This is a genomic window from Pannus brasiliensis CCIBt3594 (assembly GCF_036688125.1).
GTDB lineage: Bacteria > Cyanobacteriota > Cyanobacteriia > Cyanobacteriales > Microcystaceae > Pannus > Pannus brasiliensis.
Genome location: NZ_JBAFSM010000018.1, coordinates 40,018 through 57,570, shown reverse-complemented (window position 1 = coordinate 57,570; position 17,553 = coordinate 40,018). Strand labels below are relative to the sequence as shown.

General features: G+C 51.8%; 23 protein-coding genes and 2 pseudogenes. All 25 read right to left on the bottom strand.

The window, feature by feature from the left end; translation table 11 throughout:
• Positions 1-22: 22 nt before the first annotated feature.
• Positions 23-184, bottom strand: coding sequence for a hypothetical protein (locus tag V0288_RS11170; protein WP_332865173.1), 162 nt, complete (start codon positions 182-184; stop codon positions 23-25).
• Between the two features lie 8 nt (positions 185-192).
• On the bottom strand, positions 193-2,109 hold the full coding sequence (locus V0288_RS11165; protein WP_332865172.1) for a phage major capsid protein: 1,917 nt from the start codon (positions 2,107-2,109) through the stop codon (positions 193-195).
• A 67-nt stretch (positions 2,110-2,176) separates the two neighbouring features.
• Positions 2,177-3,718, bottom strand: a complete 1,542-nt coding sequence (locus V0288_RS11160; RefSeq protein WP_332865171.1) for a phage portal protein — start codon at positions 3,716-3,718, stop codon at positions 2,177-2,179.
• 3 nt (positions 3,719-3,721) lie between these two features.
• On the bottom strand, positions 3,722-4,249 hold the full coding sequence (locus V0288_RS11155) for a hypothetical protein (RefSeq protein ID WP_332865170.1): 528 nt from the start codon (positions 4,247-4,249) through the stop codon (positions 3,722-3,724).
• Between the two features lie 44 nt (positions 4,250-4,293).
• Positions 4,294-6,066, bottom strand: a complete 1,773-nt coding sequence (locus V0288_RS11150) for a phage terminase large subunit family protein (protein WP_332865169.1) — start codon at positions 6,064-6,066, stop codon at positions 4,294-4,296.
• Positions 6,067-6,124: 58 nt separating this feature from the next.
• Complete coding sequence (locus tag V0288_RS11145; protein ID WP_332865168.1) at positions 6,125-6,631, bottom strand: hypothetical protein; 507 nt, start codon at positions 6,629-6,631, stop codon at positions 6,125-6,127.
• Positions 6,628-6,906, bottom strand: coding sequence for a helix-turn-helix domain-containing protein (locus tag V0288_RS11140; protein ID WP_332865167.1), 279 nt, complete (start codon positions 6,904-6,906; stop codon positions 6,628-6,630). Before V0288_RS11140 ends, V0288_RS11145 begins: the two co-directional genes overlap by 4 nt.
• Before the next feature lie 253 nt (positions 6,907-7,159).
• Positions 7,160-7,567, bottom strand: coding sequence for a hypothetical protein (locus V0288_RS11135; protein WP_332865166.1), 408 nt, complete (start codon positions 7,565-7,567; stop codon positions 7,160-7,162).
• Positions 7,564-7,923 carry a hypothetical protein gene (locus tag V0288_RS11130; protein ID WP_332865165.1) on the bottom strand — a complete coding sequence of 120 codons (360 nt, stop codon included), beginning with the start codon at positions 7,921-7,923 and terminating at the stop codon, positions 7,564-7,566. Before V0288_RS11130 ends, V0288_RS11135 begins: the two co-directional genes overlap by 4 nt.
• A gap of 412 nt (positions 7,924-8,335) precedes the next feature.
• A complete protein-coding gene (locus V0288_RS11125) occupies positions 8,336-9,031 on the bottom strand; it encodes a deazapurine DNA modification protein DpdA family protein (RefSeq protein WP_332865164.1) in 696 nt (231 codons plus the stop codon).
• Between the two features lie 83 nt (positions 9,032-9,114).
• Positions 9,115-9,723 carry a hypothetical protein gene (locus V0288_RS11120; protein ID WP_332865163.1) on the bottom strand — a complete coding sequence of 203 codons (609 nt, stop codon included), beginning with the start codon at positions 9,721-9,723 and terminating at the stop codon, positions 9,115-9,117.
• Entirely contained in the window at positions 9,716-10,792 is a 1,077-nt protein-coding gene (locus V0288_RS11115; protein WP_332865162.1) for a helix-turn-helix domain-containing protein, read from the bottom strand. The genes V0288_RS11120 and V0288_RS11115 overlap by 8 nt, the downstream gene beginning before the upstream one ends.
• A gap of 69 nt (positions 10,793-10,861) precedes the next feature.
• On the bottom strand, positions 10,862-11,158 hold the full coding sequence (locus V0288_RS11110; RefSeq protein ID WP_332865161.1) for a hypothetical protein: 297 nt from the start codon (positions 11,156-11,158) through the stop codon (positions 10,862-10,864).
• Positions 11,159-11,175: 17 nt separating this feature from the next.
• Positions 11,176-11,502 (bottom strand): hypothetical protein, encoded by a 327-nt coding sequence (locus V0288_RS11105; protein ID WP_332865160.1) that lies wholly within the window; start codon positions 11,500-11,502, stop codon positions 11,176-11,178.
• A 2-nt stretch (positions 11,503-11,504) separates the two neighbouring features.
• A complete protein-coding gene (locus V0288_RS11100; RefSeq protein ID WP_332865159.1) occupies positions 11,505-11,774 on the bottom strand; it encodes a hypothetical protein in 270 nt (89 codons plus the stop codon).
• Positions 11,774-13,090 (bottom strand): hypothetical protein, encoded by a 1,317-nt coding sequence (locus tag V0288_RS11095; protein ID WP_332865158.1) that lies wholly within the window; start codon positions 13,088-13,090, stop codon positions 11,774-11,776. The genes V0288_RS11100 and V0288_RS11095 overlap by 1 nt, the downstream gene beginning before the upstream one ends.
• Before the next feature lie 43 nt (positions 13,091-13,133).
• A complete protein-coding gene (locus V0288_RS11090) occupies positions 13,134-13,430 on the bottom strand; it encodes a hypothetical protein (protein WP_332865157.1) in 297 nt (98 codons plus the stop codon).
• A gap of 28 nt (positions 13,431-13,458) precedes the next feature.
• The gene (locus V0288_RS11085) at positions 13,459-13,845 is read right to left on the bottom strand and encodes a hypothetical protein (RefSeq protein WP_332865156.1); all 387 of its coding nucleotides are present in this window, start codon (positions 13,843-13,845) and stop codon (positions 13,459-13,461) included.
• 3 nt (positions 13,846-13,848) lie between these two features.
• Positions 13,849-14,280, bottom strand: a pseudogene (locus V0288_RS25125) (DNA N-6-adenine-methyltransferase); the annotation flags it as partial.
• A 460-nt stretch (positions 14,281-14,740) separates the two neighbouring features.
• On the bottom strand, positions 14,741-15,568 hold the full coding sequence (locus V0288_RS25120; RefSeq protein WP_422661960.1) for a DNA cytosine methyltransferase: 828 nt from the start codon (positions 15,566-15,568) through the stop codon (positions 14,741-14,743).
• Positions 15,569-15,957: 389 nt separating this feature from the next.
• Positions 15,958-16,239: pseudogene (locus tag V0288_RS25115) on the bottom strand (DUF3102 domain-containing protein); the annotation flags it as partial.
• An 89-nt stretch (positions 16,240-16,328) separates the two neighbouring features.
• Positions 16,329-16,769, bottom strand: a complete 441-nt coding sequence (locus V0288_RS11075; protein WP_332865154.1) for an ASCH domain-containing protein — start codon at positions 16,767-16,769, stop codon at positions 16,329-16,331.
• Positions 16,766-17,044 (bottom strand): hypothetical protein, encoded by a 279-nt coding sequence (locus tag V0288_RS11070; RefSeq protein ID WP_332865153.1) that lies wholly within the window; start codon positions 17,042-17,044, stop codon positions 16,766-16,768. Before V0288_RS11070 ends, V0288_RS11075 begins: the two co-directional genes overlap by 4 nt.
• On the bottom strand, positions 17,041-17,244 hold the full coding sequence (locus V0288_RS11065) for a hypothetical protein (RefSeq protein WP_332865152.1): 204 nt from the start codon (positions 17,242-17,244) through the stop codon (positions 17,041-17,043). The genes V0288_RS11070 and V0288_RS11065 overlap by 4 nt, the downstream gene beginning before the upstream one ends.
• On the bottom strand, positions 17,241-17,552 hold the full coding sequence (locus V0288_RS11060; protein ID WP_332865151.1) for a hypothetical protein: 312 nt from the start codon (positions 17,550-17,552) through the stop codon (positions 17,241-17,243). Before V0288_RS11060 ends, V0288_RS11065 begins: the two co-directional genes overlap by 4 nt.
• Position 17,553 lies beyond the last annotated feature (1 nt).

Genomic DNA, 17,553 nt, shown 5'->3' with positions numbered 1-17,553 from the left:
TTGAGATGGTGAAGGTGGATAATTATTCTTTACTAGGTTTCGTGCTGGAAACAATTTCAACCTGATGTTTGATCAGCTTGTATTCTTCGTCGGTGATTTCGAGAATTTTGCCCTCGGAATAGCGCTGACGATCGCCTTCCCGCTTCAATTCAACATTAAAACTTTTCCGAACTTTGACTTTCATATTTCTCTTTATGCAGTAACGATATCGGTGAATACGGTAAAACTTTCCTCGTGACGGAGAGTAACATCGGCCGATTGCATCGCCCGAACGTCGAACGCTCCTTTCGGCCAAACCTCGCCAGAATAAGGATTCGCCTCGATTTCCAGAACGCCCCACTGACCGATAACAACCTGACTAAAAACCCCGGCAACTAAACCGCTTAAATTGATACCCGTTCCTTTTTCCAGATCCGAGGGAATTTGCTCGGAAGTCTCGAACCGATAGCCGCAAAGTCGAGGATACGCCATCATTCCAGGCTCGGAAAGAATAAAGTTTCCTTCAACCCCGTCGGCCTGTTTCGGGGTGGTCATCAACTTGGCTTCAACTTCCGCGTTACCGAGCCAACTAATCGCCCCGATCGCCGCGTTGTTTTTCTTGACCAATTTAATCGCGTTTACCACGTCAAACCACGTTAACTCGCCGCCGTTCGTACCGAGATCGATCGAATTAACCCCTGCGGTATTCGCGATTCCCCGCGGCTCATTATTCATTCCAGTTCCCCATAAAGCCGCTTTATCGATCGCTAACGCGAGAATCATCGCTAGATCCATCCGGATCAACATTTCAATATCAAGCGAACTTTGATACATTAAATCCCGCGTGTAGGATTGTCTCGCACCAACCGTCTTGTACCGTAGCCCGACCTGGTTAAATCCAAGGCGGGACGGCGTGATCGACGCTTCCTCGCCGAGCCAGAAAGCTTGTCCCGCGCTGGCCTGTCGGGGGATATTAACTGGCCCCTCTAGTCCGGTTAGGAGTGTCGCCCCCAGCATCATCACTTTTGCCTGATTTCGGAGAAGATCGATAAAGTCTTGAGCGCGAAGCTCGGTATCGATCGTGAAGCCTCCAAACTGGTTATCTCCCGCGATTAACGACGCGCGTTGTTGCTGGCCAGCGAAAACCTTTAAATCTCTCACCGGAATAAAAATCGATTTTTCCGGTTTCGATTTGCCGATCCGCTTGGCGATTTCGTCGCTGTATTCCCACTCGCGCCCAGCCTCGCGCCCCTCGGTACTACTCCGCCCGTAGGCGGCCGCGAGAATCGCTTTCCGGATTGAATATTCTTGCTGATCGGCGTTTTTCAGTCCGAGAGCGAGATCGATCGGCGTTGCTACCGGGTTTTGCTCCGGATTGGCTTCTTTCCTGAAAATTTTATAGGCTTCCTCGATCGAGGTTCCCTTTTCCACGAGCGTCTGACCGAGATCCGGCAGATGGAAAAATTCCGCCGCCGCCAAAATCTCGCGGACTCGATTGGTCTCTTTTGCTCTTTCCTCTAATACTGCCGCTTCACTCACCTCGATTCCTCCCTGAGTAGGTCGTCTTTCTTCGATCGTAAATTCGGACAGAGCGCGCCCGATACCCACCGTGCTGTCGGCGGGAACCGAAACGAGGCTAATCTCGTAAATTTTCCACTTCGTCCCAATATAAGTCGGACATTCCTCGTCAATATCATCCTCTTCCGGATCGACATCATCCTGAGCGGGAATCGCTTGTCGTTGGTATTCTTCCACCGAATATCCAAACGACATATTCGTGAGAATCCCGTCTTCCACGTCGATTCTGAAGTCTTGAACGCTGGGCTTTTTCGACCAGCGCGTTTCCGCGTACAGCCGTTTATCGTCCCCCAACCAAATCCGTTCGACCTTGCCGAGAACCACATCCATTTTGTGATTCCATAGCCAATTCATTCCCGAAACCCGGCTTAAATCGAACGCGCCCGGTTCGTGGCTGAGAATTTCCCTATACCACCAGCGATCGACCGGTTCCTCCGAAGAAAAAGAAAACGTTATTCTATCCGAAGATCCCTCTACCGCCCGAACTTTTGCGGTGAATTCTCTCGTGAAAATCTTTCCCGTTTCCGGCGCTTTAACCTGAGTCGCGACCATAGTATCCCTCTATTCCTTACCTCGATCGTAAATTCGGACAAAACTCGAATCGGAAATACTTTCCGATTTACTCCCGATTCCAAAGCGCCTGATTCCGCCGATACTGCCGGATCAGCATTTCCTGTTTCCACGCCTTCTCGCCAACGATCACCGGTTCCTCACTCACGGGCGCGGGAGTGCTATCGAGCGGGATTCCGTACTGTCGGAACAATTCCAACTCTCTCGCGCGAGTCTTGACCATTTCCTCCAGATCCCGCCCGTTCTCCGCCGCGATGTCCGTCAGCGTCGTGAACCCGGCTTGAACCGATAGCAGATTCGCCGCCGCCTCCTGTTGGGGATTGACGTAACTCCACCCGCGCGGCGTGAATTTAGGCTTGCAGTAAAAAGTCCGGTTCTGAAAATAATCGTCGATCTTCACCCGCCCGGAGAGAACCGCCTGATCGAGCCAAATCTTATAAAGCGGCGTGAGAAAATCATCGATCACCCACCGCTGTAAATAGCGGTAACAGTCCTGTTCCTGAAGCTTCGCCGTCCGCGCCGACGAGAAATTCACCTGGGAATAATCGCCCGTGAAACCCTCGTAACTCGGGCCGAGGGAAATCGCCGCCGATCGCAGGAGAGAATTAATAAATTCCTTCCCGTTATCATTCGGGCTAGTCGGCGCGAATCCCTGAAATCGTTCCCCCGGCGCGAGATACTTAATGATTCCGGGTTCGAGATCCTCGATCAACCCTTCCTTATTTTCCAAATCGCCCGATCCGATTAATTCCGGATCTCCCGTTTCCACGGTAGCCGCGACGAGTCCTTGTACTCGCGCCTGCATGATTTTGGCTTCCTCGAATTCCCCGAGTTGCCTCATCCGGGAGATAGCGGCGTGAAGCCACGGAACCCCGCGCGACTGGCCGGGGCGATCGGTGATGAAAAAGTGAATAACCTCGTCCGCGGGAATTCGTACTAAACGAGCGTTCCGGGTCGCGCTCCGAAAACGGGTATCGCCGGGGTGGTACGGGTAACAGTGGTAAGCGACGGGACGAAGCCACTCGTCAAACTCCACCCCCATCTTCACCACGTTGTCCCCGTAGTTCCCGATCGTGTGGGTCTCGCAAAGCTGATCCGCCTCCAAAACTTCCACCGCGAGCGAGACCGAAGACCCCGCGAACGATCGACGGACAAGCCGGAACAGGATCTCGCCCGATTCCGCCGCCGACTTGATCGCGAGACGCTGGATTCCCGCGAAAGTCAATTTCCCGGCCGTGTGACAGTACGCCGCCTCCTGCCACTCCTGCCACGCCTCCTCTATCTGCGTGTTGATCGCGTCGTCGAGGCGATCGCCCCGTTTCCGTTTCACCTGAGACTGAAAGCGAATCCCCGACGCGCCCACCACGTTATCGGGAATCGTGGTATAGATCGCCCTCTTGATATAAGGATTGTTCCGCACGAGGTCGCGCGATCGGTTCCGGAGCGCGGGCAGGTCGGTCAATTCCGAATCCGCCGAAGCCGAGGAAGTTTTCCAATCGAAAGTAGCCCGCGTTCGGCGCGCCGCGTCGTATCCCCGCTTTTCCGTGACGGGAAGGGGAGATTTTTTCTTTTTCTTATTCTTTTTCCCCATATCCTACCTAAAGCGAATTTTAACGTTCGACGATCCGTTCTTTTCCCGCGCCACCCGTACCCGTAACTGGGTTTCCCTCGCCATTAGAATTTCGAGATCCGCGCGGGTAAACTCCCGCTCGTGAATCTTGTACGACTGGCCGCCGCTCAGAACGTGGGCGATCGCCTTCCGAACCTCGGCTAATTCCCGTTCCGCCTCCGATCGCCCGTCGTAATTGTCCGCGGTCGCGAGATTGGCGGCCACTTCCAACCGCCCGGAACCGACCGTGATCCTCACGTTTATCCCCCTAGTAACGAAGGCTTGCCAGTAGTAAGCGCCGGGGGCGAGATCCGCGGTTTGAGCGGGGGTTAGAGTCGAGAGAAAATCGCCTCCCTCGATCGTGGCGGTCACGTTAACCGGCATTCCCGACGCGCCCCGAATCGCGTAATTTAATTCGTACCCCGCCGAGGGAGGGTAATCAGGCAAATGATCCGACCAGCTTACCGAGTCGCCGGCCACAATTTTGGGAGGAATTCCGAGAGTGGGTGTCATGATGCGCGCGCGTGAGTTCCTACCTCGATCGTAATTTCGGACAATTATCTATCCCGAAAATTCCGCCATCGCTCCCGATCGACCCACGGTTTCCGTTCCCGTGGCGGGGGAGACGGTGGCGGATCTTTCTTCTCTTCCGCCGGGGGAGGCGGGAATAACGCCGCTTCCAACTTATCCCAGTTAATCCGCAACAATCCCGCAAGGTGGGCGGCGGCGTAAGCGTAAACCAGACAATCCAGCGCCTCGTTCCTCGGACGGATCTTCACCCACTCCCGCTTAGGATATCCCTTCAAAAATTTCGTGACCACCTTCTCCGCGCACAACTGCTGAAAGTATTCATCCTCCACCCCTTGATAGAAGTGCAAGTATCCCGCCCTCGGTTCGGCGAGGCGTAACCGGGCGTAAATCGCCGACTTCACCGTATCCGTTCCCACCGGCCACCGGCTGACCCCTTTCTTCAACGGCTTCCCGTTCGTCCCCTTCACCTCCTGAAGCGACGGACGACCCACCACCGGACGACCCGCGCTAGTAGACCCGGCCACCGCGTAGCACCGGGCGCGCTTGCGGGTGAAGCTGTAGACCCGATCGGGCAGATATCCCGTATCGATCGCCATCGCCGAAATCGCCAATTCCCCCGACTCGTGCGTGTAGGTAGCGCCGAGAATCGCGTCCAATTGTTCCCACACCTCCTCTTGAAGCGGATCGCCGTACAGCACGACATGGTAGATCAGCCACGCCTCTTCGCCCCGGCCCCACCCCCAGATCGAACACTCCAAGCGATTCGCCTGAACATCCACCCCCGCCGTCAACAGGAGAGCGCCCCGCGGAACCGACAGAGGCCGATAGGGTTCCGCCCTCGCCATCAACTGCCGCCACTGGAGAGCCTCGCCCCCCTCCTGCTCGAACGGCAATCCCAGCGAAGTATTCCAAAAAGCCTGTAATTGATTCTTATCGTCCTTCGCGTCGAGATAATCCCGAACAATCTCGTGAAACTTCACCCACGGGCTATAAGCCTCCCAAATATGGAATCCCGGTACCGAATTTTTCCGCTCGGTCGCAACCCACCGACCCGCCGCCAACATCGCCGGCTTATGAGCGTCGGTAATGCGCCCCTCGCAGTGTTCGCACTCGTACCACGCGGTTACTCTGTCGGAATCTTTCTCTTCCTCCCACTTTACCCGCTCCCAGACGAATCGCTGTTCTTTCGAGCAATGGGGACAGGGAACGAAATAATACCGCTTATCCGACTTCTCCCACAGTTTCTCGATCCGCGAGACCCCCTTGATCGTCGGGGTCGAAACGTAGAAGATCCTACGGTTCCAAAACGTCACCGTTCGCTTGACCGCCAGAGTCACCGGATCGCCTTCCGCCCCCGCGCTGAACGGGTAAGCGTCGATCTCGTCTAACAGCATGAACCTCTTCGGTCGCGAACGGAGAGACGCGGGAGAATTCGCCCCCGACATCGTGAGTTGTCCCCCCGGAAAAGACTTATGGAGGATAGCGTTCTCGGAATCCTTCGATCGCCTATCCTTCACCAATCCGTTAAGGATAGGAGTATCCCGTAACATCGGCGCGATCCGGTCTTTAGAAATCGCCTCGGCCATATCGATCGTCGGTTCGACCAACATCGACGGGGCCGGATCTTGGCTCATATAGTAGCCGAGCGTGTTCAGACAAATCTCGGTTTTCGCGACCTGAGCCGATGCCATCCACACCGTCTCCCGATAGCGACCCACCGTATCCATGATCTCCCGCGTGTAGGGAACCCGCGCCGTTCTCCACTGGCCCGGTTCCGCCGAAGCCTCCGGCGAGAGCATCCGGTAACGATCCGCCCACTCGGAGATCGACAGCGTGGGAGGTGGTGGCCAGAGCGCCTTACCCTTCCGCCCTAGCCTCTCCCTCGGATTCGCTAGATTCCCCCTCGTCTTCAAAATCGATCCGGCTTAGTTCCCAAAGTGCCTCATCCACCCGATCCTTCAAATATTCCTGAACGGCGATCGGATCGCTCATCGCCGCCAATTCCGCGGCCGCCTTAGCGGGAAGACCGAGAAGACGTTTCCGACACCTGCCGATATAGTCCTCCCACGCCCTCTCCGCCGCCGCCACCTCGAACAATTCCCCCGCCCTCACCGCGTTCTCTAACTCCACCTTATCCGCTTGAGCGGAAGTGAGCCGCGTTTTCTCCTCAAAGTAAGCGGATTGTCCACCTTTCCCCGACTTTTTAGCCTTTTCCTCCTCTAATTGACCCTTATAATACTCGATAATCCAAGCCGCTATCTCACAAATATCCTCGCTTTTCGGCAATATTCCCTTATTATTCCAGAAACTAACCGTAGACTCGGGAATTTTCAGCTTATTCGCAATAGTTCGGAACGCGATCATAATTTCTTATACTGCCCGACTCGCTTATAAATCCGCTCGATCGTACTGGGCTGAGTATCCCACCAACTGGCGACCTCGCGATAAGTCCACCCCTGATCCAGCATCTGCCGAATCCTCTGCCGGGCCACCGCGTTCTCCTCCCCCCCGAACCGAAGCTCTCGCCCCCGCACCTTACACTCCGCCCCCCGTTCCCGCGCCCTCCTAAGCCGGGAATTATTAAACTCGATCCGCCGCCGCTGTTTCTCCAAAACCCGCTGTAAAGAGGCATCCATCATACGCGCAAAACGCTCTATACATTTCTTATTATTCCCGATCGCCGCCAAAAACATCAACAGTGGTTAAAAAAATCCCAGTCTCTAGAAAAACCGCGCGGTTTCGCGATCTGCGCGGTTTTAACCCTGGGAAGAACCTACGCAAAAACCCACCGCTAAGGGTGGGTGAATGGTCTCGCGTTATGTTGGGACAAATGAATGTTACTACATGGCTTTTTCCTCGCTCGCTAACGTTGTAGAATCGCAACCTCATAGGCTAATTATAGCTTATGCCAAGCTTGGTAAAAACTTGGCTTTTTATTTCGCTTAGTTCGGAAGGGAGCATATCGGCTACATCCGTATCGGGGCATAAAGGCAGATCTAACCCCCGTAATTTTCTCGCTATTCTAAAAGCGAGCGATTTTCTTGATTCGTTCGGATAAATGTAAAACCCTCTCTCTTCAAGAGATTTAATCGTTTTCGGATTTAACCGAAAGATAATTATTCCCGATCGAGCGTGAGTAACATCGTAGTCACCAAAACAATCAACTTGGGCGAGCCAGTTCCCGAACAGATAGCCCTTCAAAACGAACGTAACCTTTTTGTCTTTTGCCCATTTTGCAGAACCGTGAATTTTTAGCTCTACTTTAAATCGGTTACGATTTCTTCTTTGTTTGCGTTTCATTGCATTAGCTCCTTGTATTCCAGTTCTTGTTTAATCTCTTCGAGAAATTTATTAGGCTTCAAACCCTGATCGCGTAAACGCTGGTAAGTGATTTCGGAAATAACCCCCTGATATGCCAAAAAATCGAAGGCGTGTTTCGGAATAAGGTTAAACTCGATCGCTAGTAGAAAAATATCCCGCGCGGTCAGCTTACCCGTTTTTTCTCGAATCTCTCGCGCTCGATCGGCTAAATCGAGCGCCACGTAAGAGCGAACCAAGTAATACACGTCACGCCATTCTTTTCCCCTCAATTGCCCGTCCAGATTTTTTAAACGCTCGGTTAAAGGGTGTAAAACGATCTGTCGTGAATCGGTCATAGCCGCTAGACTCCGTATTTTTCTCGTAGGGCTTTGCACTTCTCGAACAGAGAATCGGAATATCTGGGGATAACTGGATCTTCTGAATCGAAGGTAATCCAGTCGTATTCGCTCTCCCATCTTTTGGTTTCTTCGTTGAACGTGATAATTTCACAGTCACGCATTTCTTGAATTAATCCGCCTAACGGCATACAATGACCTGTCTTTTGCTGAATCACAGTGAACAGGCGAGAGCAAGACATACAGTGCTTAAAAGTGTGGATCTCTCCGTCCCATTTGCCTGTTGTGTATTCGTACTGTTCTCCGATCTGGATCGGGGTGTCACAATCACTGCACGTATGCTCTTTTCGGGCTTTCCGAAAAATGGCGTTACTAAATTCGGGAAGTTCGTAATCACAATCACACATTGCTTTTATTCTCCATGGTTTTGATAAAAAATCGAATGCTCGGTTGGCGGAAAAAGGCTTTGGGCATATTCGATCGCTTTATTCGGATCATTCGCCCCATAATACTTTTTCCCCGATCGCCGCCCAATGGGTAGCAGTCCGTGCGCTTGACTGTCGGCACTATACAGCAAATCCCAAATCAAGGGATTCGCAAGCGCGGTTTTTTTCAATCCGAAGCCGTGAAGCTTTAAGTCAGGCCGGGCAGTTTTTATCGCTATCAATATCGCCTCGACAAGAGCGGGTCTATAGTTGCGCTTGCAAATCGAACCGACTCCCACCCATTGATTAAGGGAAAGACGATCGCCCCACGATTCTAAATGTTGTAAATATTCGGAGATTTCGTAGCCTTGCACGACTGGCATCAGGTAAACTTCGCCCCCGATTAAATCTAAAAGGCGATCATACCGCTTGATAGTCAATCTTTGATGGTCGGCAACGGATAGCCCCGTGGCCAATAAAGCGACTTCCTCACACATATAGTCTTGAGTGACAGCGGCGAGAAGCTTTCCGTTAGTTTTCCACCGCTTAATTTCCGAGGCGTATTTCTTTGCAGAAAGATGTCCTCTTCTTGAGGTGATTCGGGTAAACGCGCCGCTATCCATGATCCACTCGTTGATGGGGAAAGAAGAGCGGCGATCGAGTAATCGGTTAACGGAAACCATGCACCGCTCGAACTTCCCACACCCAGACGGCCCGTTAACTGGCTGATGCCAGCCTATAAAAAATTTATCCATTTTAGTTAGTCTTACTCTCCTGTATTTTCCAAAACCCGATCGACCCACTTATCGCCAAACATCTTTTTCCCGTTTTCCCGAAATTGGGCTAACGCTTCCGAAGTCCACGGCTTCCATTCCTCGGTTTTGGGTTCCTCGATCGCCGCCTTGAGCTTCGGCGCGGGGGGTTCGACCACTTTGGCGGCGATCGCCCGTTCGTACATGACCCAACGGGAAACGAATTCTTTCGAGACGAACGAGTGAAGCTTATTCGGGTCTTCGCTGGCGAGGCGGGGGAATCCGCCGATCGATGCTAGGGCTTTATCACCTTGAAGGGATAGCAGAATGTCGTCTGTATTTCTGCTTTTCGAGGCGTTAACGCACTTCTGCCACTCTTCCCAGGCCAAGACCTCACGAGAGCCTTTAAAGGCTTCTACGACCTGTTTAGGCGAGGGAAGGAATTCAAAATGAACGAGGGCGCACTGTAACGCGGGCTTTAACTCCGATTCCGAGAGGTTGGCCGAAAGATACTCGTACCAAGCGGCGAAAGCCAGAGAATTTCCGAGAATCTTGTCGGATTGTTTATCGTAAGCGTCGAGAAAGTCGCCCAGATACGCTAAGAAATTAGCCTGATCAAGCATTTTCCACCTCCTTTTCGGCGAAATATCGGGCGGCTGTCTGTTGTAGCCGGTCTTTGGTGTCCGATCGCCGTTGGGCGATCGCGTCGTATTTCATCCCCTGAAATCTGCCTAAATTGCCGCTTTCCCATAGAGTGAGAACGCGTCTATCCTCCGCGTCGGGAGCGCCTTCCATAATTCGCTTCAGCGCGGCTTTGGCTATGCCCGTGACTTGTCCGGGGTCGAGTTTTGGGGAAGTGGCCCGAATGTAATTCCAAAGCTGGGAATAAAATTCATCCTGCGATTCGATCGACTCGAACGGACTCCCGACCAGCGATTCCGCGAGAGCTTGCTGTTTTTGGTAGGACAGGGCCGATCGCCGGTTGCCGAAAAACGGGTCAACGGGCGCGAGGGCGGCGGAAGATTTGCCTTCTCCCGGATTTTGAATTGGCACGGGAGGATCGATCGATTCTCTGCCGGTAGTCGGGGGGCGATCGCCTGCGAAGCTTCCGGGATTTTCTGAAATCACTTCAACATTGATCGAGGGTTCGCTCTCGTCCCCCCGTTGGGGGGTAGGGGGGTGTTTATCTGGATCTACTTCGGATGGATCTGTTTGAAGTGGATCTACTTCAATATATGGGGGTGATTTACAGTCACCCCCCCGGTGATTTACAGTCACCCCCCCCGGTGATTTACAGTCACCCCCCCGGTGATTGTCAGTCACCCCCCCCGGTGATTTATAGTCACCGGCAGAAGCCGATATCAAGTCTTTTAGATCGTTGATCCAATAGCTATTAGTGGTATCCGCGCCGCCTTTTCCCGATCGACTTTCCCGCTCGATCAATCCCTTCTCAATCAATTCCTGAATCGCTCGCATCGCGCGCCGTCTCAGGCTTTCGGGTTTGACGTTCGGAGAATCGGCTTTAAAGCAGTGTTCCCCGATCGATGCGTAACTGGGGAACGCGTTACCGTCTTTCCCGGCGCGTCGGCAGAGGTGAACGTATACCCGGAACGCGTCCACGCCTAAATCGAAATCGTCTAGGGCTAAGTCGAGCCAGATAAATGGTTGCTGTCTTCTCGATCTGATGGTCATCGTAGCTACAATTGAAAGGTATGTTTTTCCAGATAAAGAATCGGGGGGCTAGAAGCCCCTTTTTTGTTGCTAAATCGCGCCCGTTATGTCGATCGGCGTGTCCTCGCCATCTTGAAAAATGAGCTTTGCGGAGGTGATAGCGAATCCGCAAGTGTATAGCTCGGATTTTCGATCGATCGCTCTCGACACCATTTCGTCATACTCGCCTAAATAGATTTCGGCGGTAAAAGAACCGGTGTGAGTGAGTATAAGTTTCCAGTCGGCGGCAGTATTGACGGAAGAAGTGTATAAGCCGGTAAAATCCCGAAATGCTTTCGCCGCCGTCTCGAATACCGAGAAATCGATTTTGGGTAAAGAAAAGCTCATAAATGTTGCCGTGTCGTCTATAAGGTTGCCCATAGTTCCTGCAAGATTAAGGTTATCTCGATCAAGTTGTCTTCGATTTCTATCGCTTTTTTCAAATCGATAAGGGTTTTAAGTCTGTCTAGGTAGACTTGGCTATCGGCGCAGTTCGATCGAATTCGTCCGATATATTCAAAAACCCTTTCTTTTGACGAGCATTCGACCGAGCAGGCTTTTTGTACTTCGTCATTGACCACGCCGTAAAACGCATCGAATTTATTCGTTCCTTCCATTGACTCTTTGAACTCGCTCAATAGGTCGCAAGCAACACTGAAAGGAACTGGGATATAAAGCATTGATTCGCTCATAGTTACCTCATATACGTTTGGAAATTTGCAGTTTTTTCGAGACGGGTGGCGAGATTTTTCATGTACCACCATTTCAGATCGGATTCGCTAAGAGCGGTGTATAAGACTCGATCGGGCGATTCTTTGATCTGGTAAGACTTGACCCTGATCGTTCTCTGACGAGGTTTTCCGTGAGAGATTCGCTGAACGGTAACGGGGTCTTCTCTTACCTCGACGGTTAACCCGTTCGCCTCGATCTTTTCGAGCATTTCCTGAAGGGTTCTTTTCGCCATTAGAATTCCTCTACTCCCGCCACTTTTTCGGCGGTTTCTAATAGGGTTTTCTGTAGGTCGGTAAAGAATCCCGACACGTTGAGCGCGAGCGCTTGGACGATCGCCTTCACGGTCGAGGCATCCCGATCGCCATCCAATCTGTCCCCGGCTTTCCAGAGGAGCGATAGGCGTTCCTGTAAATCCGACATGAATTGCCGCTGGTCGGCGGGGTAGTCGATTTCCTTCAGATCGAAGTGATGAAAAACTTCTTCCTGCCCTAAAGGACTATGGCAGGTACAGGAAAAATCGTTCACATCCCGTACCACGAACCAGCCCTTTTTGCCTTTGGCGGTAACGATCGCCCCGACCGTGTAAGGGTTCGGAACCGGATCTCTCCGTTGGAATTCCTTGACGACCTTTTTGACCACCGCTTCCGAGGGGACGCGGTTGTTCGCCCGTTCTACCGCTTCTATCCAGACCGACTGGCGATCGTCCTTGGTGAGCGCGGACAGGGGACGGATTTGGGTTTCCGCGGTGGGAAGGGGAAATGAGATTTGATGTCCGCTATTAGCGGACATTTCCGCGAGTTCGTCGTAAATGGCGGCCGCTTTAATTTGGCAATAGGCGTGAGTTTTCCGCCATCCGAACCGATCGAGGACGTAATTCTCGAAGGTTTTCCACTTATCCCGATAGAGGGCGCGGTCTCGGATTTCGGCGAGCGCGGTTCCGGCCTCGTAGAACCCGATGGCGATTTTCCGCTCTAACCGGGTTCGATCTTCCAGTTCGTCGTAGGTCAGTTCGCCCGTTCCCGTATCAAGCGAAATATTTCCTCGTCTATCTGGAGTTTCGCCGCCCGTTTCACGTCCTCGTTCGTCGTATATCGATATTCGCCCCGCTGAATCTTCAGGGATATGCACTTGAAACTCAATTTCGCCGTTATTATCAGCAATTCGAGCCTGATCCACGTTGCTTGTGTCATTTTTGTACCAATCCTCTCCTTTTTGCTGGATTCTGCCTTGATTTTTGAGACGTTTTAGGGCGGTATTGACGCAGGGAACCGAGGTTTTCAGGTAGACGGCGATCGATACCGGGTCGATACCGTCGGCGGGTATCAGTTCCAGCACTTCCGCATCGTCGGGGATACGGTTCCCGCGGACTCGTCGCCAGTGTTCGGGGTTTTCCTCGCACTGTTCTATCTGTCCCTGTTTTAAAAGTTCGTTGAGGCGGGAGCGGAGATCGGCGAGTTTTTGTATCCCCGTTTCTATGGCGAGTTCGGTTTCGCCGATTCCAGATTCGGGGATTCGATCGAGAACTACCGATAAGGTTTTTTTCAACATGGTTACAACTGGTAAAAAATGGGATTCAAAAAGCGGCTAAAGGTTATTCGTCAGTGTAAGTATGGCGAGCGAATCTTTCGGGGATGCCCAAGGCTTGTAGTATTTCCCATTGCTTGCGATCTTTGCCGACTTCAATTCCTACCTCGTAATATTTATTGGCGGTATTCGTATATAAAACTCGAACCCATTCCACTTGTTCGTCCGTCAGTCCTAGCGATCGAGGAATCTTGAGCCTTACTTCTCCGTCGCAATCAATAAAAGTAATAAAGTTGTCGTCAAGTTGTTCAAAGTGGTGAATTTCATTTTGTCCAAACATATTAACCTCACTTGTGGTTTGCATTTTGTAGGGTTCAAAAAGCGGAATAAAGTTATACGTTCTGCCACATACGCCCGTTTTTAATCGAGCTTATCGTCGCCTCTGATACGTCGAATTCACGCGCTAAAACCGCTTGTTTTTCACCCGTAACGAGGCGATCCTTAATTTCTTTCGCTTGCCCTCGATTTAATTTCTTCCCTTTTTCATTGAATAGTTGGCAAACTTCAGTCCGAGAAGAATATTTCGCCTTAAAGCAGGGAAATTGCGATTGATTGCTAAACGCTTGGCGCATGATTTGGCTTGTGCCGGGAACCGCCAATACGGCTACCACTTGCCAATCCGAACTCGGATAGATCTCTTCGATGATCCACCAGCGACGGCAAAAATAGATCCGATCGCCGATCGCCCATTTTCTAGAAACGATTAATTCTGGTTTCATGGCTCAAGCTCCTTTGTAAATGTCACCTTTACGGCGAAAAACTTTGATGAATTTTTCGGGGTCGTCTCCTAGGTAGAAAACCGCGTTCGGGAATTGTGCGGGATCTTCGTTGTTTACAAAGGTTATTCGCCCCCTCCAAAAGCAGACGTAATAGCCGTAAAAACGCGAGAACCATTTCGTATCGGTTTTTGCGGGAACCAGGGCGATCGCCTCTTTAACGCGTCCCACCTCATACGCCCATACCAATTTCTCGACCCACTCGCCGATCTCCCGCCCGTAGGGGGGATTCATAAATAGGGTTTCGGCTTCCCAATTCTTATGTAGCCCGTCATCCTCTTTGGTGTAGTGGCGGTTGGCGGGAACGTTTTTCCCGAGATTAGAACAGGGATCGAGGCCGATCTCGCCCAACACTTCGAGAACGAGGTCGAGAACTTCTTTCGGCGTGTAGTGTTCGGCGGATTTCGAGGGCGATTCACCGTTAAATGGGTCGTCTTCGAGTGTTTCCAATCCATCGATCGCGATCCACGTTTTTTCGCCTTTACTCCACTCGACAAAAGCGAAATTTTGATTAAAATCGAGAATCTTTCCCAGCATTCCGGGAATCGTCGGGACTCTTACGCGATTGCCTACCTGGAAATCAGATTCCGTAGTTGTCGTGGGCAAATAAAGCTCAAACGACAAATTAAAAACTGAAGCCCAATACGAATTCTGGTCAGAAATTAACGGATCTTCGCTCCATTCCTCATCCTCTTTTTTCCACTCTACGAACACGGCTTCATTTTCTTCGTCGATTTCAAGGACTCTTCCGCACATTCCTGGATTTTTCTCGTCTTTCACCAAATCTCCGACATGAACGAAGAAAGTTTCGTCATTGTCATTGATAAACCAGTGAAAATCAGATTCCGTAGTTGTCGTGAATCCAGAGGATTCGATCGAGGGCGCACTTAGCGACTCGCCAATCAAGGCTATTCCCCAGGGCCGATCGACGCTGTTTAACAGTTGCGTCGCCGGACGGGATTCCAATGGGTTCGTCCAATTCAAAGGCAGACTGAAGCTTTTCTCTAGATATAGGGGGTTCAAAACTTCGTTCGATGCCAGAATTCCGATATCTTTCAGATGCGCTTCGAGCCTGCTCTGCCCAGGAGACTTTTTCCCATCCGGGGCGGACAGCGCTCCGGGAGACGGCAACCAATAGTAATCGTTGCCGGAAAAAGGGGCTTCCAAAAGCCCAACTTCCGATACACATCCATTGAGCATCAAACCCGAACTTCGCAAGGCTTTCGACGAACTTTCGGAAGTAACTTCCGGGTTCGTCTCCGGGTTTGAAGGGACAGGAGAGCAATCCGGGGACGTTCTCGAAAGCGAGATATCGGGGCTTGAGGGTTTTGAGGACGGTGAGCAGTCCGGGGATTCCGTCGCGGGGGTCATCAACTCCTTTTCGGTCTCCTTGGAGGCTGAAGGGTTGGCAGGGAGGGGAGGCTGTAACGAGGTCGATTCGCTCCCGTGTTCCGCCGGGATTTCGCTTGTAGTAGTCTTTCCATCGGAACTCGTAAACGTCTCCGGCGATTTCCGCGTCGGGGTATCGAAGTCCGAGGATTGTTTGACAGTTTGGGTTGTTGTCGGCGGCGAATCGGAGTTTGATCCGTTCGGTGAGGACTCCGGCGAGGGGGAATCCGCATCCGTCCCCGCTGTAGAGGTCAAGTTCGTTGAGTTGGTCGGACATTGAGTAAAATCAAGTTGAATGTTAATTTCGGAGTTAGGAACGCGGTGGGTATGACTTATTCGCCCGTTTCGCTCCTTTTTTGAGTGAAAATAGACGATCGAATGGTTTAAGCCGATCGGGTAAAAGTATTGGCACTCCTCACCGTCGAGCCAAACCTTATCCCACAGCTTCAACCCGTGGGGCGCGTAGCTCTCTTCCTCAAGGGAGGGTTTTTCCAAGTCCGATCGAGCGAACCCCTTTTGCGTCCCATCACTTTCCAGTTCGGTGATGATGTACTTATTGCCGAGGGTGATCACGGCGGCAAACTGATCCTTCAGCTTTCCGGTTAGGATTTTCGCCCGATCGCCCGGTTTCCACTCGTATTTTTCGGCGATCGCCTTCACCTCTTTTTCCCCGATCGATTCGGTCTTCGCGCGCTCGATCGCTTCGGCGCGAGCTTCGTCGGGTAGGGAGGGGGAGGCGAGAGCGTAGAGGGCGGTAGCACCGATTTTCAATTCGGAAATATTTTCCGATTTGAATCGAGTGTGAACGTTCATGAAATTCCGCGCCGTTCGATCGGTCCACTGGAACTCGGCTTTTAACCAGTCGCCAAATTGCCCGTGTTCTAGGCGGTCTTTCACCTCGTTCAGCTTTCCGCCTATGTCGATGATGTCCTGGGCGGAACGCCGCATCAGGGTTTTGATCTCGTCCGTGCGCTGGCGAACAACGATCCGCGTCTCCACGTCGAGGTCTTGATAGTCGAATAGGGATAGTTGCGTGGTCATGTTGCCTCACGTATTTTGATGAGGTGGTCGGGAACGTCGAACAATCCCAATTGACCGACAACGGGAAACGGTTCGATTCGCTTAATGTCGGTCAGCATCCACGCGAATCTGCCTTCCGAGTAATCGCCTAAAGCTAGTTCCATCTCGGATAACTGGTTTTCGATCGATTCGACTGGGACACAATCCGCGAGAGTGACGACGGCGATCGCGTGGCCGAGGGGTTGGGATTCGATACCGATATAGTTAAGAAAACTTAGCTTGTCAGGGAAAGCGAGGTACAAATCTCGATAAATCTCGTGTAGTTGCTTCGTATGCTTTTTTCCAGCACAGATTAAGAGTTTTCCCCGGTAATTGATGTTCTGCTTTCGGGTTTCGTTGTGCTTGAGATTGTAGGCGATCGCCCAAGCCCATCCCCCAATTACTGAAAGTGCTTTCATAGCCGAATCCTCGTGATGGGTTGACCGTTCTCCCCGATCGCCCGCTCGACCATATCCGGGTTATAGGCGCGCCAGATATCGGGGATTTCTTTCTCGTACTCTTCGAGAAACACTTGGAAAAAGGCTTTCGGGTCGTGATGTCCGAGACAGTAAACCTCGGTTAACTGCCCGAATGCTTTGTTTTTGTCCTGCTTACGCCGTTCCCGCATGGTGTAGCGGATCGGGCAGATACTGACCTCGGTGATAACGTTGTTAACGAGGGTTAAAAGTCTCATAAAACGATCCTCGTGATTTTGGTTCCGTCATTTAGGCGGGTGCGCTGTACTTCCCCCAGGCAGGCGGTAAGGGCCGCGGGTTCGATCGAGTAGCGGTCTAGGAAGGTTTTGAAGAATTCGAGCGGGTCTACGTGGGAAAGGCAGTAGACGATCAGGAGTTCGCCCGTTTCGGGCTGACGGATTGCGAGAAGGTCGATCACGATATTTTCTCCCATTCTTCGATATTGACGTAATACCGATAACTTGGCTCTTTTCCGTCCGCTCTTGCGGTGGTTTGTACCTGTTTCCAGTGAATTCCTTCTTTATACGGAGATTCTTTTGGAAACGCTTTTGCGTGTTTGATTCGATCGCGCAAGGTTGCGACCGAAATATTGAAAGTTTCGGCGGCTTGCGCCACGGGAACAAATTCTTTGAGTTTGACGGTTGCAAGAATCCGGGCGATCGTTTTATCTTGCCGCGCAATCTTCTGTTCGAGAGTCGAAATCCTCTCTGTTAGGGATGTAGACATA

Bases quoted from the DNA above. Each gene is read 5' to 3' on its own strand.
- V0288_RS11170 (WP_332865173.1), bottom strand. From the start codon at position 184: ATGAAAGTCAAAGTTCGGAAAAGTTTTAATGTTGAATTGAAGCGGGAA.
- V0288_RS11165 (WP_332865172.1), bottom strand. From the start codon at position 2,109: ATGGTCGCGACTCAGGTTAAAGCGCCGGAAACGGGAAAGATTTTCACG.
- V0288_RS11160 (WP_332865171.1), bottom strand. From the start codon at position 3,718: ATGGGGAAAAAGAATAAGAAAAAGAAAAAATCTCCCCTTCCCGTCACG.
- V0288_RS11155 (WP_332865170.1), bottom strand. From the start codon at position 4,249: ATGACACCCACTCTCGGAATTCCTCCCAAAATTGTGGCCGGCGACTCG.
- V0288_RS11150 (WP_332865169.1), bottom strand. From the start codon at position 6,066: ATGCTCTCGCCGGAGGCTTCGGCGGAACCGGGCCAGTGGAGAACGGCG.
- V0288_RS11145 (WP_332865168.1), bottom strand. From the start codon at position 6,631: ATGATCGCGTTCCGAACTATTGCGAATAAGCTGAAAATTCCCGAGTCT.
- V0288_RS11140 (WP_332865167.1), bottom strand. From the start codon at position 6,906: ATGATGGATGCCTCTTTACAGCGGGTTTTGGAGAAACAGCGGCGGCGG.
- V0288_RS11135 (WP_332865166.1), bottom strand. From the start codon at position 7,567: ATGAAACGCAAACAAAGAAGAAATCGTAACCGATTTAAAGTAGAGCTA.
- V0288_RS11130 (WP_332865165.1), bottom strand. From the start codon at position 7,923: ATGACCGATTCACGACAGATCGTTTTACACCCTTTAACCGAGCGTTTA.
- V0288_RS11125 (WP_332865164.1), bottom strand. From the start codon at position 9,031: ATGGTTTCCGTTAACCGATTACTCGATCGCCGCTCTTCTTTCCCCATC.
- V0288_RS11120 (WP_332865163.1), bottom strand. From the start codon at position 9,723: ATGCTTGATCAGGCTAATTTCTTAGCGTATCTGGGCGACTTTCTCGAC.
- V0288_RS11115 (WP_332865162.1), bottom strand. From the start codon at position 10,792: ATGACCATCAGATCGAGAAGACAGCAACCATTTATCTGGCTCGACTTA.
- V0288_RS11110 (WP_332865161.1), bottom strand. From the start codon at position 11,158: ATGAGCTTTTCTTTACCCAAAATCGATTTCTCGGTATTCGAGACGGCG.
- V0288_RS11105 (WP_332865160.1), bottom strand. From the start codon at position 11,502: ATGAGCGAATCAATGCTTTATATCCCAGTTCCTTTCAGTGTTGCTTGC.
- V0288_RS11100 (WP_332865159.1), bottom strand. From the start codon at position 11,774: ATGGCGAAAAGAACCCTTCAGGAAATGCTCGAAAAGATCGAGGCGAAC.
- V0288_RS11095 (WP_332865158.1), bottom strand. From the start codon at position 13,090: ATGTTGAAAAAAACCTTATCGGTAGTTCTCGATCGAATCCCCGAATCT.
- V0288_RS11090 (WP_332865157.1), bottom strand. From the start codon at position 13,430: ATGCAAACCACAAGTGAGGTTAATATGTTTGGACAAAATGAAATTCAC.
- V0288_RS11085 (WP_332865156.1), bottom strand. From the start codon at position 13,845: ATGAAACCAGAATTAATCGTTTCTAGAAAATGGGCGATCGGCGATCGG.
- V0288_RS25120 (WP_422661960.1), bottom strand. From the start codon at position 15,568: ATGTCCGACCAACTCAACGAACTTGACCTCTACAGCGGGGACGGATGC.
- V0288_RS11075 (WP_332865154.1), bottom strand. From the start codon at position 16,769: ATGAAAGCACTTTCAGTAATTGGGGGATGGGCTTGGGCGATCGCCTAC.
- V0288_RS11070 (WP_332865153.1), bottom strand. From the start codon at position 17,044: ATGAGACTTTTAACCCTCGTTAACAACGTTATCACCGAGGTCAGTATC.
- V0288_RS11060 (WP_332865151.1), bottom strand. From the start codon at position 17,552: ATGTCTACATCCCTAACAGAGAGGATTTCGACTCTCGAACAGAAGATT.